Origin of the sequence: Aquimarina sp. Aq78 (assembly GCF_900299525.1) — a bacterium.
Lineage (GTDB): Bacteria > Bacteroidota > Bacteroidia > Flavobacteriales > Flavobacteriaceae > Aquimarina.
The window spans coordinates 223,244-238,387 of the sequence record NZ_OMKA01000024.1 but is presented as its reverse complement, the minus strand read 5'-3'; the positions used below and the strand labels follow the sequence as shown (position 1 = coordinate 238,387).

Genomic DNA, 15,144 nt, shown 5'->3' with positions numbered 1-15,144 from the left:
AATGGCAGGAGGACAATTTTATAGAGGTGAGAATCTAAGATTAAAGTTTCAGGGTGATCCCCTCTTTCATGCTACATCATGTAGCTTAGAAATATCTACAGCAAACGAGGAGTTAGCGAGTAAAGATATAACAGGAACAAAAATATCAATGGGTAATTATTCGGGAACGCTATCAACAGATGCGTTATTGGCAGATAAAGTACCTGATCCGGCAGCACCAGATCCTCCAACACCTTTTGTTGATCCCATTGAGTTAATGAAATTTCAAATTAACAAAACTCTATTAGACTGGGAATTTACTACAGGAGTTGTAGGAGACTTCAAAATCTCTGGTAAATGCTATGTATCAAGTTCGGGTATAACAGGAGATAATCAACAGATTGGAACTGCAACATTCTCATTTTTAGTGGATGGAGATATTTTAATCGAAACAATAACCTAATACAATAAAATTATGCAAGCCAAAGGAGTTATACAGATTCAGGGTAAGCAGTATCAATATCAATTCAAAATGAAAGCAAGACGGCTTTTTATGGAATTGTATGGTCTTGAATATATGGATGAATACGAAAAGAAAGTACAAGAAATGATACCCAAAAAAGGTAAATCAATGAGCCTTTCAGCTTGGTACATATTCGCAAACCTCTTACGTACTGCAATCCAGTCAGAAACTGAAGAAGCTTTAGAATTTACAGCAGACGATCTTCTGGATGAACTTATGAATGATCAATCTAAGCTCAACCAGATCATGAAGAACTTTCAAATAAACCAAGAGCAAAAACAACCGAATAAAAAAAATAATTCCGTTGGCTCGGGAAAGTCAAAAGCGAGGAAGTAGAGCCTTCTTCTTCCTTGACTTTTGACGATTTAGAATCGATCGCCTGTGGAGAGATGGGTTTAAGCATTTCATATTTCTACAATTTAACTCCTCGACAGTTTCAAAATATTGCTAATGGGTATTCCAGAAAGTTAGAACGCCTTAGCAAGGAAAAATGGGAACAAACTAGATGGATCTGTTTTTATACATCTGGGCCACATAGCAAAAAGATAAATAAGCTAAAAGACACCATTCTTTTTCCTTGGGATGAACATGGTGAAGCCAAAAAAGATCACCGTACACCTGAAGAACAATTAAAATCTATAAAGGAAGCTTGGGAAAAAATAGATAACAATGGGAGCACCAATAGTTAACATAAAGTTTTTAGCTGATTTGGTACAGTTTTCAACTGGTATGCAAAATGCATCTAGAAAACTAGATAGATTAGGTAAAAAGTTTCAACAAGTAGGAAAAAAACTAACTGTTAGTTTAACAGCTCCATTAGTTGCTTCTGGTCTTGCTGCCATTAAAAACTTTGACAAACAAGCAAAAGCCATTGCTCAGGTCGAACGAGGTATAAAAACAACAGGGAATGCAGCGGGGTTCACTTCGGAACAGCTTCAGGCAATGGCTTCCTCGTTGCAAGATGATTCACTATTTGGGGATGAAGAAATTCTAAAAGGAGTAACCTCGCAGCTATTGACGTTTACCAATATCGCAAATGATCAATTTAGAAGAACGCAAGAAGCTGCATTGGATCTAGCTACAAGATTAGATGGTGATCTAAAAAGTGCATCTATTCAGTTAGGTAAAGCTTTGAATGATCCTGTTGCAAACTTGTCTGCATTAAGTCGGAGTGGTATTCAGTTTTCTAAAGCTCAAAAACAAACCATCAATTCGTTAGCACGAACAAATCGATTAGCTGAAGCACAAACCATAATTCTTGATGAACTGGAAAAACAATATGGTGGTAGTGCCGCAGCAGCAGCTGAAGCTGGAACTGGCTCATTTAAACAATTAGGAAACATAATCGGAGATATTAGTGAAGATTTCGGACGTTTAATTGTAGATGCACTAAAACCAACTATAGAAAACTTAAAAGAAGCTGCGAAAACATTTCAAGGGTTTAGCGATGAGACCAAGAAAACAATTTTAGTCATTGCTGGTTTTGTTGCTGCACTAGGGCCACTTATCGTAATAACCGGAACTCTAATAAGAAACATAAGTACTTTAATCCCCTTAGTAAAAAGTTTATCAGTTGCCATTGCGTCAAATCCTATTGGTGCTTTTGCAATAGCAATTACTGCATTAGCTGGAGCTTTCTTAATTGCGAATAGTAGATTATCACCACTAACAAACGCAACAGAAGAATTTAATAAAATTACAGGAAAAGCTACTAAAAGTATTGCAAAAGAGAAATCTCAACTTGATCGATATTTAAGAGTTGCTAAGAACGATAAGTTAAGTAAAGAGCAACGTTTGGATGCTATTAAGAAACTTAACAACTTATCTCCTAAATATTTAAGCAATCTAACTTTAGAAACAATTAATACGGAGGAAGCTAAGAAAGCTACTGATGATTATATAGAATCTTTACTAATTAAAGCAAAAGTATTAGCTGCTCAAGATAAGTTGGTAGAAGTTCAAAAACGGTTATTAGATTTGCAATTGGGTCAACTAGATGCCGTTAAACCCTCTATTTGGCAGAATCTAGGTAATGCACTTTTAAGTACTGGAAATGCTTCTCAATTTGCTGCTAGTACAGCTTCTAGCGTTGCAAAAAACCTTTCTAAAGAAGAGAGTCAATTAAAAATACTTCAAGATCGACTAACCTCATTTATTACGGATAATGAAAAATTCGTTGAATCACTGAATAGGGCTAATAATGCAGTTCGTAATTTTTCAGGCCCAGACCCTACTCCTAATGTTGAAAGTGTTGGTAATGTAGAACCATTAGGTCTAGCATCTAGTGATCTAGCTATAGCTGGATTAGAAACAGATAGCTTTAATGAAGAATTGGATCAATTCGCAAACGATTACTTAATAAGATTAGCGAATATTAGACAAAAAACTCAAGAATTCTCTGAGGCTTTACAAGCTAGTTTAGGAGATGGCCTAACTGGTGCTTTTCAAAATTTTTCTTCAGCTTTTGTAGATAGTTTGGGTCTCGCAGAACATGGTCTAGAAGGTTTTGCCAAATCTTTATTGGCAACTGTAACAGAATTAATATCAATGTTTTTAGCTCAAGCATTAGCCAGTGCTATCGCAGGTGCAGTATCTTCTGGAACTGCTACAGGGCCAGGAGCAATATTTACAACACCTGCTTTTATTGCTGCTGCGATTGCTGGTGTTATTGCTGCTTTTGCTTCGATTCCAAAATTTGAAACTGGAGGAGTGGTTGGGGGTTCTTCATTTCATGGAGATAGAATTCTCGCAAGACTAAACTCGGGGGAGCTAGTACTAAACCAAAATCAACAAAGAAACTTATCTGGTATGCTAGGAAATCGTAGCCCTCAACCTATTGTATTAGGTGGTGGTTTTGAGATCGAAGGCACGAAACTAAGATTGCTTTTAAAACGAACTGACAATGTAAATAAGAGATTGACCTAATGGCTAAAAACTGCTTCAATATTAAAATCTTTGATACCAATAATACTGGTTTAGTGACAACGCTTGAACAGTCACAAAAGGATTCTATTCAGTTGATATGGAACGGTGGAGAAGAAAAGGATATTCCTATAATTGGGTCTAATTTAAATTTCAGTATGCTTGATGATCGTGCTGAAGATGGTCGTTTTTTTGATTTATATACTGGAAACGAAACACGATATCGAGTAGAATTGTATACCATACGATTGCAAAATAATGTTGCTACAGAAATACTTCTATGGAAAGGATTTTTATTACCTGAACAATATAATGAGCCTTATGAAAATGGTCAGTTCTTTGTAAACTTTATTGCCACTTGTGGTTTAGGGCGTCTCAAAGGAAAAACATTACCAGACCCGTATTATGAGAATAGTTTTACATATATCCAATTTATTACTGCCTCTCTTTCATTAACCGGAAATCAGGGAAAACTTTATTTTTCTCCAGCTATAAAAAACAAAACCACCCAGTGGGATTCTATCTACATTAATGGAAAGGTTTTTAAAGAAAAGGAGAAAAAGAAAAATGCTTATCAAATTTTAGAAATCATCTTACAAGATTCTTTATGCTCTATTTTTCATGAATATGGTAACTGGTTTGTTTTAGGGTATAATAAAAAGATTAGCAAAAAAATCACCTATAGAGTTTATGATTTAAATGGGGTATTTGAAGAAACTGTTCTTATTACCAGAAAACCTATTGATTGTTCCAATAATGCGTTAGTAGCTCCTCAGATATCAGTTATTTCTCCACTCAAAGAGATAACAATCAATCAATCCATTGAAGAGGTTAAGATACCTTCTATTTGGTTTCAAGAAAAAAGTGATGGGTGGGTAATTACAGCACAAAGCTCTGGTAATTACAATCCCAGAAATTTGTTTTTTAATAATTATAGTCCTGATCAAAATGGAATTACTTGGGTTACTGTTGATGTAAAAACCAATAAGTTATTACTCTTTAATTTCGAAGCTTTTGATCCAACCCAATATTTATATTTAAGAAATAAAATTTACGTAACCTCTGGACAAAAGCTCAAATTCAATTCAAAACTATCAATCAACAGATCTAGTATTGATTCGGCTACTTCAGACACGTCTTTAGCAAATCAAGGGAAATGGAATGATCTTATTCGTATATCTATCTTAATAAGTGATTTTGATGGGGCTACAGTTGATCAAGAGGTAGTATACACTTTAAGCTTTAATGAAGATAGAAAATCTATCTCTGTTAAAGATTTCATTGTGAAACAAAGTGGTTTTTTAGATGTACGCTTATATAGGCCAATTGGAGGCACAGAACAAGAAAGTATTTTAAACATTACTATTGACGACATCAATATTGAGGAAGTAGGCTATGTATCAACCGAAACATATGTAAATCAAATAAATGAAGAATATTCTCAAACCAGAGAAATCGACATTACTTTATCTGATGATCTTAAATCTTCTACAAAATTATTAAGCACTAAAGTGCCAAGAGTTCAAAATGTATTTCGATACAGTCAGGAAATATCAATCCGTAATACTTATTTCTTTGAAGGTAAATACTATGTAGTCTTAGTCGACTTTGACATTTTCCCCATCAAAGATATGAACAACTTTGTTTTTGTTAAGCGATCTGGTCAAAGTAACTATATCAAAATTAACAACCCCGAAATTGTATACAACATCAATAACTCTGAACAAAATGTATTTACGTATGACATCAATGAATTAGGGTTTGAAATTCAACAAAATGACACGCTAAAAGTTGATTTTATGGATTATACCTATCCCTCAGGAGATAGAGCAGATAATTTAAGCTGGTCTGATGATATATATCAAATAAACTCTAAGCGGTATGCTAAAACTATCGCTGATATCTATCGCAACCTTTACAGAGAATCTCATCTTAGCTTAGATGTTTCATTTACTGGTTTATACGGGATTTCAACTTTAATAGCATTTTCTTATCGAGGTAAAAAAAACTACTACCCATTGAATATTGAGTGGGATTTATCTAACGGTATTACCACTGGATTCTATAATGAAACATTTTATGGGCATGAAGACATAGAGATTTTACCGATTAGCGTAGATGCGGGCCCAGATATCTCAGGAAATAGTTTAGATTTTATCAACATCAATGCAACTGCCACAACTCCCAATTCTTTTATTGTATCAATACTATGGAAAAAAATCTCTGGAGATGGTTTATTGTTTTTTACAAATACGCTCAATACTCAATTCAGGATTGGTTCGAATACATCGGTACTAAAGATTACTATCACCGATAATTATGGACAAATCGCAATAGACACGGTTAGCATTATTAAACTCACTGAATATACTGCTAGGTTAATCAAAACGAGACAGTTTTCAACGGCAAATCTAATTCTTAGTGATTATGATTTTGACCTATCACCTTCTCTTTTGAATAACTTCATGACAGTGAAATATAAAATTTCAGCAGAATTAACTACTAAAGGTTTTAGGGCTTCTTCTAAAGCGGGTTTCACGGTTTTTAAAAATGGTACGAATGTTAATCATAAGGAATATGAAAAACCAGGTGTGGAGTATGTAGCACCACTAACAACATCATATCCTACTGAAACATTTGACATTAGAATAGGCCCAGGTGATACATTACAATTTGCTTTATCAGGAAACATTGCCATCGATCCTTTATTTGGAGGTGGTGCAAGAGTATTAATCAGGGTGCAAATATTAGATATCACATTTGATATAAACGATAGTACCGCACGAATTATCAGCGGTACACAAGCAGCAGGAATAACCATAGGAGTATTGTAATGGCAGAAAAACATAAAATAGAATTTTGTAATGGACAACGCTTCGGTCTCGAAGGGGGAAACGATATCATATTTATCGATTTTCAAAAAGAAAGGTTCACAGCAGACACAACTCTCATTACAGCTGATAATACGATAATAACTGCGGATAATTTCGCAACAACAATATAAAATTATGGCAACATTTCAGCCAATTGATATAGGGCAAACTCCAAACGATGATAACGGTGATCCGTTAAGAACGGCTTATCAGAAAATTAATGAGGGCTTTGTAGATGTTTATCAGCAAATTGCTCAAGGTCTTACTATCGAGAACGCTTTAAGTGAAACTTCTGTTAATGCAGTACAGAACCAAGTATTATTCGCAGAGTTTGCTTTCACATCCTTAGTTATTAAAGCGTTACAACTAACCAATGTTTATCAACTTCCATTTGCAGCAGTAGACTATAAAAGGCAATTAGGTAATCAAACTGATGCTTCTACCGTGGTGTATGATAAAGACTTGATTTCAGCAAATATTGCAGGAAGTGAATATCTACTGGTTAAGAATATTTTATTGTCCCAAAATTTTTACAACAATTTTTTTAGTCAGGAAAACACCAAATTGTACTTATTTATCTCTAAAGAAAATACTGAACGAACTGTACAGAGGTTATCACAGTTTAATGGCTACTTAAATACCAAAAGAATAATCTTAACAGGTTTAGATGGTACGTATTCTGCATTTTCAGTAAGTGATCACAACATTGAAAGCAATGCCATTGCTGATGCCACAAATCAAGGAAACATAAACATTACAGTAGTCAAAAAAATCACAAAATGGGTAGTAATTGATGGTTACCAAGTGATGAAAAAAGTTGGCACAAATGAGCTGGTCATTGAAGTCGGGGATCTGATAATGGGTAATTATGCTGCAAATAGATTTATCATAGCTGATGTCACTATTCTACCCTATACAACTGAAGAAAACTTGTCCTTCTATTATGACGGTCTTAAAATATAAAATCCTTTAAACAATGTATTTATGAAAAATTTAGTTCGATTATTAGCGATTATAATTACATCCTTTTCTTTTGCTCAAAATCCGGCTGTTGATGTAATACGATTTGACACAAATCCTACTGATCCTTCAAGCCCAGTGGCCGGGTGGATGTATATGAATAATACACATGATCTTAATGTGTACAATGGAACTAGTTGGAATAAAGTGGGTGGTGAATCTGGAGTAAATGTAACTGATGGAACAAACACTGTAACCGGAGTAACTGATATCACTTTTACAGGTGGTGTAACTGTATCTGGTACAACTCCATCTGCAACTATTAATGTAGCAGGCGGTGAAGCATCAGCAATTCAATATCTTACTTTGACACTTACCGATCATGCCATCACAACTTCTCCTGTTCAAATATTACCTAGCCCGGGAGTCGATAAGGTATATGATATTGTTTCAATGTCAATATCTAAGAATCTTACCACAGCTTATAGTACTGATCCAGCTTATCATGTTTTTTTGGGAAATGGTTTAATAATCCCTGCTACCGGAAACGACGAACTCAGGCTTAATTTCATCGGTATCATAATTCACAAACTTACAATAGTTGATTACGATGGTGATGCTGGAGATGCAAATACCACTGCGGATACTGTAGGGAACTCAGCTCTTAATCTATCTTTTTTAACAGCAACAACAGGCGGTTTAGGAACAATTAAAGTTAACGTGGCTTACCGAATTTTAGATTTATAAATTAAAAAACATACATCATGAAAACAATTTTAATCCTTTTGAAAACATTTATCTATAAGAACCTGATAAATATTCATACCGGAACTGTATTAACAAAGGTTAAGTCAACCTTTTATATTTCTTTGGTTACCTCTCCTTTCGCTTTTTTGATTGAAAAAATAATGGAATGGTTCTCTATCAACTTTGTATATGTCCTGTTTGTTATGGGGGCGATAATAGTAGATCATTTGTTGGGATCATACATCCATGCTTTTGTAAAACGTGATTTCTCTATGAAAGAAAACATTAAGGGGTTCGTAGTGAAGTGTTTTCTTGTTATTGCAGTAGGATACTTAATCGAAGGTTTTAAACACATACTCGGTGGTGGGAATTTTATCACCGACTATTTTAGTGTTATCAGTCGGTTAATGGTTTTTGTGTATCCTGCTGGTTCTGCCTTAATGAATTGCTCTATCATTACCAAAGGCACCTTCCCTCCTACTTCTTGGATTAGTAAAATAACTAGGTTTAATAAAGACATGAATCTTGAACCTTTTAAAAACTCAAACAAAAAAAATGGATAAGCGTGTAATACTTCCAAGATATTGGAACGACAAAAACCAGAGTACTGGTGGGTTGCTTGTGATTGATAACAATGGTCAACCCATTTTCGGATCATTATGCCTAGAGCGTGGTGATCGAAATAATAAAAAGAATGTAAGCCGAATACCAGCAGGAACTTATCCTCTGGTACTGGAATACTCACCCAAATTTGATATGGAACTATGGGAAATTAAACAAGTACCAAATAGATCAGAATGTAAAATACATCCTGCAAATTTTTGGAAAAAATTAAATGGTTGCATTGCTCCTGGTATCAACCTGAAAGATCTAAATAAAGACGGTTATTATGATGTTACATCAAGTGTTAGAACTACCAAACTATTTCACAAAGCTTTGCAAGGGCTTAGAGAAACTACAATAACTATAATAGATGAAACTATTCATTAAAATATTAGCAGTCTCTGTTTTACTAGTAAGTTGTGGTACACGAAAACGTGTAATGCAAAAATCTTCAAGTCTTGTAAAAGCAATAGAAAAGAAGGATATAGTAAAAAACGACAACATCAATATTGAAACGAACGCCTTTATAATTCGGGAAGTAAATAAGGTCGTTTATAGACCTGTTGATAGTGAAAAACCTATGATAGTGGATGGACAAGAATCTATTAACACCATAATTGAAAAAGAAACAATAAACGAAATTGATTCTACGAAAACAGAAACAGAGATCACTTCAAATCATACTGATAACTCAACTATTGAAATTGATAAAAAAGAAGATGAAAAAACCACTACTGTTGATCGGGATAATTCTTTTGGATTTTGGGGATGGTTTTGGTTATTTCTTGCTTTTGGAATAGTGATGATTTTGCTAATAAATCGAATCAAAATATTTAGGTTTTTTAAAAAACTTAATTAATTAGTTTTCAAATCAAAAAGTCAATAACCTTAGTCAAAAGCAAAGCCTACAAAATTTTATACATTGATTAAACAAATAATTTGAAATCTATTGAATATTCACTAAATTTGTAAGTGATATAAGAGAGGTATACCCAATTGGGTATATAATTGTTGTAGTACATTTTGAGAATGAAGAACACCTTAACAATATTCCTGATTTCAATTTTAGCATTAAATTGCTCAAAAAATGATTTTGAAAACACCAATCTGTATTTGGAATTTGACAAAGAAACGTATCAGTCAAATGACAACTTTGAATTGACCATTCGAATTGTGCCAATCGAAGAGGAAAAAACTATTAGACTTTATAAAAATCTGAATAACATTGAGATTTCATTTTTATCAAAAGCAGAACAACTTGGATTTCATCAAGAATTAAAAAAACGTTTCATTGAAGGACCAAGTTTAACTGGAGACGACAGTGAATATATCGATGAATTTACTATATCAAAGGAAAAGCCATTTGAAAAAAAGCTTTTGGGAACAATTACCGAATCGGAAAACGAAATAATATTTGAAATATCTGATTTGAAAATAAAGGATAAAATAGACAAAACCTCTTTGATTGAAAATCCGAACATTTTAATTAAAGGAAACTGTAGAACAGTTTATGGAATTGAAGGCAAACCCTTTGAAACAAAAGAAGTAAAAGTATTAGTAGAATAAAAAACGTACTACAACAACGTGTCCTATAGTTCATTGCTTTATTGATTTATTCTTTTGGAATAATTCGCTTAGATAACCAATGTAAAGAATTTTATTTTTTTCTACACAAAAAAATTCGCAACTAATCATACACAAACCGTTGCGCCTAATATAAAAACTGAATATCTAAATGAGAATAAAACGAGTTTTCGCTTCCTTTCTCTTCCTATTTATATGTATATCATTAAATGCACAAAATTGGAAAAATCCGTCCGAAAAGTACCAGGATGCTTATAAAAAATATATCAATTTCACTTGTCCAATACCTCATGATAATATTCTTCACTTTGTATATTTTTCAAGAGATAGAGAGTTGATTGTAAATCATCCATTACTATCCATGCATCGGTTTCAAGGAGCACAGATAATGTATTCTTGGAAAGAATTAGAACCAAAAAAAGGGCAGTATGATTTTTCTATAATTAAAGAAGATATTGCTTATCTAAAAAAACATGGAAAAAAACTTTTCATTCAGTTACAAGATGTCACATTTGATAAAAGGTATAAAGCTGTTCCAAATTATTTGTTGACTGATGAATATGATGGAGGCGCAGTTTTTCAATTCAATGATGATGGAGAACCCAAAGGCTGGGTAGCTAAAAGATGGAACAAAAAAGTGCAAGAACGCTTTGCGATGTTACTTAGGGCATTAGGAGATGAGTTTAACAAAAAAATAGAAGGGATTAATCTTCAAGAGACAGCTATTGGTGTTAGTAATAAAACAGATTTTAGTTTTACCGAAACAACTTATCTTCAAGGAATTAAAAGCAATATGTTGGCACTTAAAAAGGCATTTCCAAATGCTACAACGATGGTATATGCTAATTTTATTCCTGGAGAATGGCTCCCATTTGACGATAAAGGGTATCTAAAAGGTATCTACAAATATGGAGAAGACATTGGTGTGGGACTTGGTGGGCCTGATTTAATGGTAACTAGAAAGGGGCAACTCAATCACGCACTTGCACAAATGCACGAAGGGAGATTCACTGTTCCACTTGGAATTGCGATTCAAGACGGAAATTACATAAGTAAAACCGGGGCTGATAATGACTATGAAGAGAATAGTGATAAAGGTAATAACGATAGAAAGAATATTGTTCCAATGTTAAATGCTTTTGCACGAAACTTTTTGAAGGTTAGTTATATATTTTGGGCAAATCAAAAACCTTACTTTAACGAAGATGTTATTCCTTGTTTTTCAAATAAATAAGGTTAAAAAATAAAGGATCAACATTGTATATAAAATAGCTGCTTAAGTGCTTAAAAGAAAAAATATTTACATAAAATAAAGGTTGATAATAAACTGAAAAATTAATACGTAAAACTGTTACTTTTCATATACTAACCGTCAGACTGTCTAAAAACCTATCTTAATCCTCAAAACATTTGGGACGGTGTATAAAACATAGCTAATTAGAGCTTAACTAAAAGGTTTGGGCTTATTTGCAAAGACAGTCAAATTTTAAAGCCTGTGCTGAGCTTGTCGAAGTATGGTTTTAAGAATAGAAAATTTAATTAATTATATACATTTCGACTATAACAGAATTGGTAGCCATATTATATTTATTTCTTTACGAAAAGTTTACGATTTTTCAAATAAAAACACATAAATATCTATAAATCAAATAACTAAAATACTAAAAAACTTGATTAGTTAATTTTCAAAAAGACAAGTCAATGATTTTAGTCAAAAGCAAAATCTACAGAGATTTATACCTTGATTTCAACAAATAATTTGAAATCTATTGAATACCCAATAGATTTGTAAGTGACATAAAAGAAATATATTCTATTAGGTTTATATAATTGTTATAAAACATTACAAATGGAAAATAAATTGATTGGAAAATGGTTAAATATTAGTGTTTCAAGATATCACTACTATCCTGATTTAATTGAGTTTGATAATGAAAAAATTAAATGCTCTATAATTAAAGACATTTCAAAAGACATAGTTATAACTGAATGTATACGAGAAAAATTTGACGAGAAAATTTCATCATTAATAAAAATAGATGACATTGAACCAAACAGAATCAGAATTTTTAGAAAAGGATTTAAAAGCAAAGTGATTATAGGAGAAAATACAACAACAGCGACTACAGATAAAGAGGCTATTTTGGAAACTGATTATGTAAAATTAATTCCTACTAAATCTAATATCTCTCAAAATAGAATTCAGTTATTAAAATACGAATTGAAATATAATAAAGAAAAATTGATAATTGAATTCAATAAGATTTTAGACAGACCTTACATACAAGAACTGAATAAAAAGTTAGGTATGGAAGGAAGGAAAATTTTGTTAGAAAAACTCGACCAAACTCTGCTTGTTTCAATGATTGATGACAATAGGAGAGGATTGATTTTACCTATAAAAAATGTTGATGATGAGAAAATGATATTGTATGGATTTCCTGAAAAACCTTATGAGGTTGTAGCTAAAAGGTTAAAATAAACGTTTTACAACAGATATAAAATGACATACTCTGAATTTAACAAAATATATTTTATTGAAGCTGATAGAATATTGAGAAATTATGGGTTTTGGAGGAACAATAATCAATATATTCTTCAAAATAATACGGAGTTCTTTATAATACATAAAAACACAGTGAGAGCTGATTTCATAGGGTTCACATTTGTTTTTTATCATACATTTATGAATGATCTAAACAATGAACCACCTAAAAAAATAATGGCAGCCCAAATATCACCTTATGTATTTACTCCATCTGAGCTTAAAGAATTAATGAAATTAAAAAATGGAATTAACTCCTACGTCTATAATTATGGTAAAATAAATGACTATTATACAGGTGTTTCTCCTTTAAATTTTGAAACACTAACAAAACAAAAAGCTTTAGATTATATTAAACCTATTCTCAATATTGCTATTAATGAAGGAATCTCTTTTCTAAAGAAACTAACTCCTGAGTTTTCATTATATCAAATAAAAGAGTATGGTAAAGATTTCTGGATCGAAAATAATTGGATCGCAGATATCGAAAGATACTTAAAGAATAAAAAAAAGAATTTAAATCAAAACAGTGATGAATCATAGGTAAAATACGTATACTTCAATTGTTGTTATTTCATATTTTTTTTACGAAAAGTTTACGATTACACAAAAACAAATTCATAATCAACTGTAATTCAAATCACTATACCATCAAATAACTTGATTACGGCTCAAGAGGTTGCAGGTTTGAATCCTGCCGAGGTCACGAATGAATCACAAAAAATGTGAGTTACAAAGCGAGTTTCAGAAATGAAGCTCGCTTCTTTTTTGGAACAAAGCCAGGTGATTCTTTTTGTGATTCTCAAAGCAGAGCTTTGTCAGGAAAGGTTATAATCAATCCTGCCGAGGTCACTACTAATTTAAAAACATTATTATAGTAGCGCCAACCGGCACAATATCGAGCAACTCCATAACTTCCCATTCATTTTTAGTGGGGTCAAATTGTGGGACAAGAACTGAATTCTGAATTGATACTCTCATACATGTGAAAAATTACGGTTAATAGCCACGAAGGGACAAAATTCGAACTTTTTCGTGAAGGACATGATGTTGATCCTTAAGAGTTCAATCATAATGAATTGAAACCTTTTGCAACGGTCTCGAGTCCTCAACAAGAACAACAACATCAAAAAATGACATATTACTTTTGTGTTAATCAGTTGTTATCGTTTACTTTGATATTCCTTATTAAACTTTTAAGAATGTTTAAATCTTCCTTTTTTAACAGAATAAGTCAGCACTATAATGGGAAAAGATAAGTTGTATTTTTTAACGTTTATTTCTATTGCGCTTATCTTCCTAGTCATGGCCTCACTAGGGGTTAATTATAGTGTAAAGATTTGTGTTAATCTACTGGTTGATTTACAGTTAGAATCTAGTAAGAGAGAAGTCAAAGAAATAGCACGCTTATCGTATTTACAAATAAAAAACGGAGAAAGTGAAGTTGATATCATTGATCGTATTCAAGAGGCTTTATACGAAACAGAGCCCGGAACTACCTTTATCGTAGCTATCAATAAAAATGATGAAATCTTATCTCATCCAAAACCAGAACTAATCCATCAAAAAATTATTGCTAGTAGACGTTTAAAGCATTCTATTAGTCAAAGCAGTAGTATCAATGAAATTTATGATATACTAATGGACTATGAAAAAAAGTTTGACGGTGCTTATCAGCCTAATAATTCTGAGATACTCTACGAAATACCAATAAAACAAACGAATATTAGTATTGTTTCAGTTGTAAATCTCAACAAACTATTAATACATATTACAAAGCTAAAAAGACGTTTATATACGATTTTTATATTGATGGGTATTCTAATCATCATCATTTCATTTTTTGCAGTTCGTTTTATTGGTAGTTTTTATGAAAAAGAGCTAGAAGTAAAGAATTCTGATTTAGAGAAAGATATTATAAATCTTACTAAATTAAATTTAGGAGTGTTTAACTATCAGCAAAGAGTTTTTGATGAAGAGCGAAAAATTGAGACATCTTTTTTAAAGATTAATCCCGACTTGAAACAAACGAATAAAAAAAGGTTACTCACTTTTAAACGAAATGAATTAATTCCTACCAATACTAAAGACATCACATATATAAACACAGAAAATTCTATAACATACGTAGTAAATACCGATGGTAAGAGATCGACAAGTAATTTAAGCTTAGATGAGATTTATACTGATTTAGATGACACCCTTTTTTTTAGAGCCAATCGTCAATTTATAGTTCGTATTACAGCTATAAAGAAGATTATCAAATATGGCAATAGCCAGTTAAAAATCTTGATTCATTTTTCTGAAATTGAAATTCTTATTAGTAAGAATAAGGCAGCAGAGTTTAAAAAATGGTTAAACGCTTGAAACAAATAGTCTTTTACGAATCTTAACCCAAGAAACTCACC

Annotated in this window: 15 protein-coding genes; all 15 read left to right on the top strand. The window is 32.3% G+C overall.

All coding sequences use genetic code 11. The features are described from left to right. The first annotated feature begins 1 nt into the window (after position 1). The 15 genes from DG435_RS15620 (at position 2) to DG435_RS15550 (ending at position 15,103) form a co-directional block, all read left to right on the top strand. Positions 2–442, top strand: coding sequence for a hypothetical protein (locus DG435_RS15620; protein WP_106793977.1), 441 nt, complete (start codon positions 2–4; stop codon positions 440–442). Positions 443–454: 12 nt separating this feature from the next. Then, positions 455–838 carry a hypothetical protein gene (locus DG435_RS15615; protein WP_106793978.1) on the top strand — a complete coding sequence of 128 codons (384 nt, stop codon included), beginning with the start codon at positions 455–457 and terminating at the stop codon, positions 836–838. A 53-nt stretch (positions 839–891) separates the two neighbouring features. Then, positions 892–1,191 (top strand): hypothetical protein, encoded by a 300-nt coding sequence (locus DG435_RS15610; protein ID WP_106793979.1) that lies wholly within the window; start codon positions 892–894, stop codon positions 1,189–1,191. Continuing rightward, the gene (locus tag DG435_RS15605) at positions 1,172–3,427 is read left to right on the top strand and encodes a phage tail length tape measure family protein (protein ID WP_106793980.1); all 2,256 of its coding nucleotides are present in this window, start codon (positions 1,172–1,174) and stop codon (positions 3,425–3,427) included. The genes DG435_RS15610 and DG435_RS15605 overlap by 20 nt, the downstream gene beginning before the upstream one ends. After that, complete coding sequence (locus DG435_RS15600) at positions 3,427–6,258, top strand: hypothetical protein (RefSeq protein ID WP_106793981.1); 2,832 nt, start codon at positions 3,427–3,429, stop codon at positions 6,256–6,258. The genes DG435_RS15605 and DG435_RS15600 overlap by 1 nt, the downstream gene beginning before the upstream one ends. Positions 6,259–6,432: 174 nt before the next feature. Continuing rightward, positions 6,433–7,260, top strand: coding sequence for a hypothetical protein (locus DG435_RS15595; protein ID WP_106793982.1), 828 nt, complete (start codon positions 6,433–6,435; stop codon positions 7,258–7,260). Between the two features lie 21 nt (positions 7,261–7,281). Then, positions 7,282–8,004, top strand: a complete 723-nt coding sequence (locus DG435_RS15590; RefSeq protein WP_106793983.1) for a hypothetical protein — start codon at positions 7,282–7,284, stop codon at positions 8,002–8,004. Positions 8,005–8,021: 17 nt separating this feature from the next. Then, positions 8,022–8,567, top strand: a complete 546-nt coding sequence (locus tag DG435_RS15585) for a hypothetical protein (RefSeq protein ID WP_106793984.1) — start codon at positions 8,022–8,024, stop codon at positions 8,565–8,567. Next, positions 8,560–8,994, top strand: a complete 435-nt coding sequence (locus DG435_RS15580) for a DUF5675 family protein (protein ID WP_106793985.1) — start codon at positions 8,560–8,562, stop codon at positions 8,992–8,994. Before DG435_RS15585 ends, DG435_RS15580 begins: the two co-directional genes overlap by 8 nt. Next, the gene (locus DG435_RS15575) at positions 8,978–9,466 is read left to right on the top strand and encodes a hypothetical protein (protein ID WP_106793986.1); all 489 of its coding nucleotides are present in this window, start codon (positions 8,978–8,980) and stop codon (positions 9,464–9,466) included. Before DG435_RS15580 ends, DG435_RS15575 begins: the two co-directional genes overlap by 17 nt. Before the next feature lie 170 nt (positions 9,467–9,636). Further along, complete coding sequence (locus DG435_RS15570) at positions 9,637–10,173, top strand: hypothetical protein (protein WP_106793987.1); 537 nt, start codon at positions 9,637–9,639, stop codon at positions 10,171–10,173. 169 nt (positions 10,174–10,342) lie between these two features. Then, complete coding sequence (locus DG435_RS15565; RefSeq protein WP_106793988.1) at positions 10,343–11,425, top strand: hypothetical protein; 1,083 nt, start codon at positions 10,343–10,345, stop codon at positions 11,423–11,425. A 615-nt stretch (positions 11,426–12,040) separates the two neighbouring features. Then, positions 12,041–12,673: a hypothetical protein gene (locus DG435_RS15560; RefSeq protein WP_106793989.1), complete on the top strand. Its 633-nt coding sequence runs from the start codon at positions 12,041–12,043 to the stop codon at positions 12,671–12,673. Positions 12,674–12,877: 204 nt separating this feature from the next. Further along, complete coding sequence (locus DG435_RS15555; protein ID WP_159025688.1) at positions 12,878–13,279, top strand: hypothetical protein; 402 nt, start codon at positions 12,878–12,880, stop codon at positions 13,277–13,279. Positions 13,280–13,981: 702 nt separating this feature from the next. Beyond that, positions 13,982–15,103: a LytTR family DNA-binding domain-containing protein gene (locus tag DG435_RS15550; RefSeq protein ID WP_106793991.1), complete on the top strand. Its 1,122-nt coding sequence runs from the start codon at positions 13,982–13,984 to the stop codon at positions 15,101–15,103. Positions 15,104–15,144: the final 41 nt, after the last annotated feature.

What these genes read in the sequence shown, in the direction of transcription:
- DG435_RS15620 (WP_106793977.1), top strand. Translation starts at nt 2, where the DNA reads ATGGCAGGAGGACAATTTTATAGAGGTGAGAATCTAAGATTAAAGTTT.
- DG435_RS15615 (WP_106793978.1), top strand. Translation starts at nt 455, where the DNA reads ATGCAAGCCAAAGGAGTTATACAGATTCAGGGTAAGCAGTATCAATAT.
- DG435_RS15610 (WP_106793979.1), top strand. Translation starts at nt 892, where the DNA reads ATGGGTTTAAGCATTTCATATTTCTACAATTTAACTCCTCGACAGTTT.
- DG435_RS15605 (WP_106793980.1), top strand. Translation starts at nt 1,172, where the DNA reads ATGGGAGCACCAATAGTTAACATAAAGTTTTTAGCTGATTTGGTACAG.
- DG435_RS15600 (WP_106793981.1), top strand. Translation starts at nt 3,427, where the DNA reads ATGGCTAAAAACTGCTTCAATATTAAAATCTTTGATACCAATAATACT.
- DG435_RS15595 (WP_106793982.1), top strand. Translation starts at nt 6,433, where the DNA reads ATGGCAACATTTCAGCCAATTGATATAGGGCAAACTCCAAACGATGAT.
- DG435_RS15590 (WP_106793983.1), top strand. Translation starts at nt 7,282, where the DNA reads ATGAAAAATTTAGTTCGATTATTAGCGATTATAATTACATCCTTTTCT.
- DG435_RS15585 (WP_106793984.1), top strand. Translation starts at nt 8,022, where the DNA reads ATGAAAACAATTTTAATCCTTTTGAAAACATTTATCTATAAGAACCTG.
- DG435_RS15580 (WP_106793985.1), top strand. Translation starts at nt 8,560, where the DNA reads ATGGATAAGCGTGTAATACTTCCAAGATATTGGAACGACAAAAACCAG.
- DG435_RS15575 (WP_106793986.1), top strand. Translation starts at nt 8,978, where the DNA reads ATGAAACTATTCATTAAAATATTAGCAGTCTCTGTTTTACTAGTAAGT.
- DG435_RS15570 (WP_106793987.1), top strand. Translation starts at nt 9,637, where the DNA reads ATGAAGAACACCTTAACAATATTCCTGATTTCAATTTTAGCATTAAAT.
- DG435_RS15565 (WP_106793988.1), top strand. Translation starts at nt 10,343, where the DNA reads ATGAGAATAAAACGAGTTTTCGCTTCCTTTCTCTTCCTATTTATATGT.
- DG435_RS15560 (WP_106793989.1), top strand. Translation starts at nt 12,041, where the DNA reads ATGGAAAATAAATTGATTGGAAAATGGTTAAATATTAGTGTTTCAAGA.
- DG435_RS15555 (WP_159025688.1), top strand. Translation starts at nt 12,878, where the DNA reads ATGAATGATCTAAACAATGAACCACCTAAAAAAATAATGGCAGCCCAA.
- DG435_RS15550 (WP_106793991.1), top strand. Translation starts at nt 13,982, where the DNA reads ATGGGAAAAGATAAGTTGTATTTTTTAACGTTTATTTCTATTGCGCTT.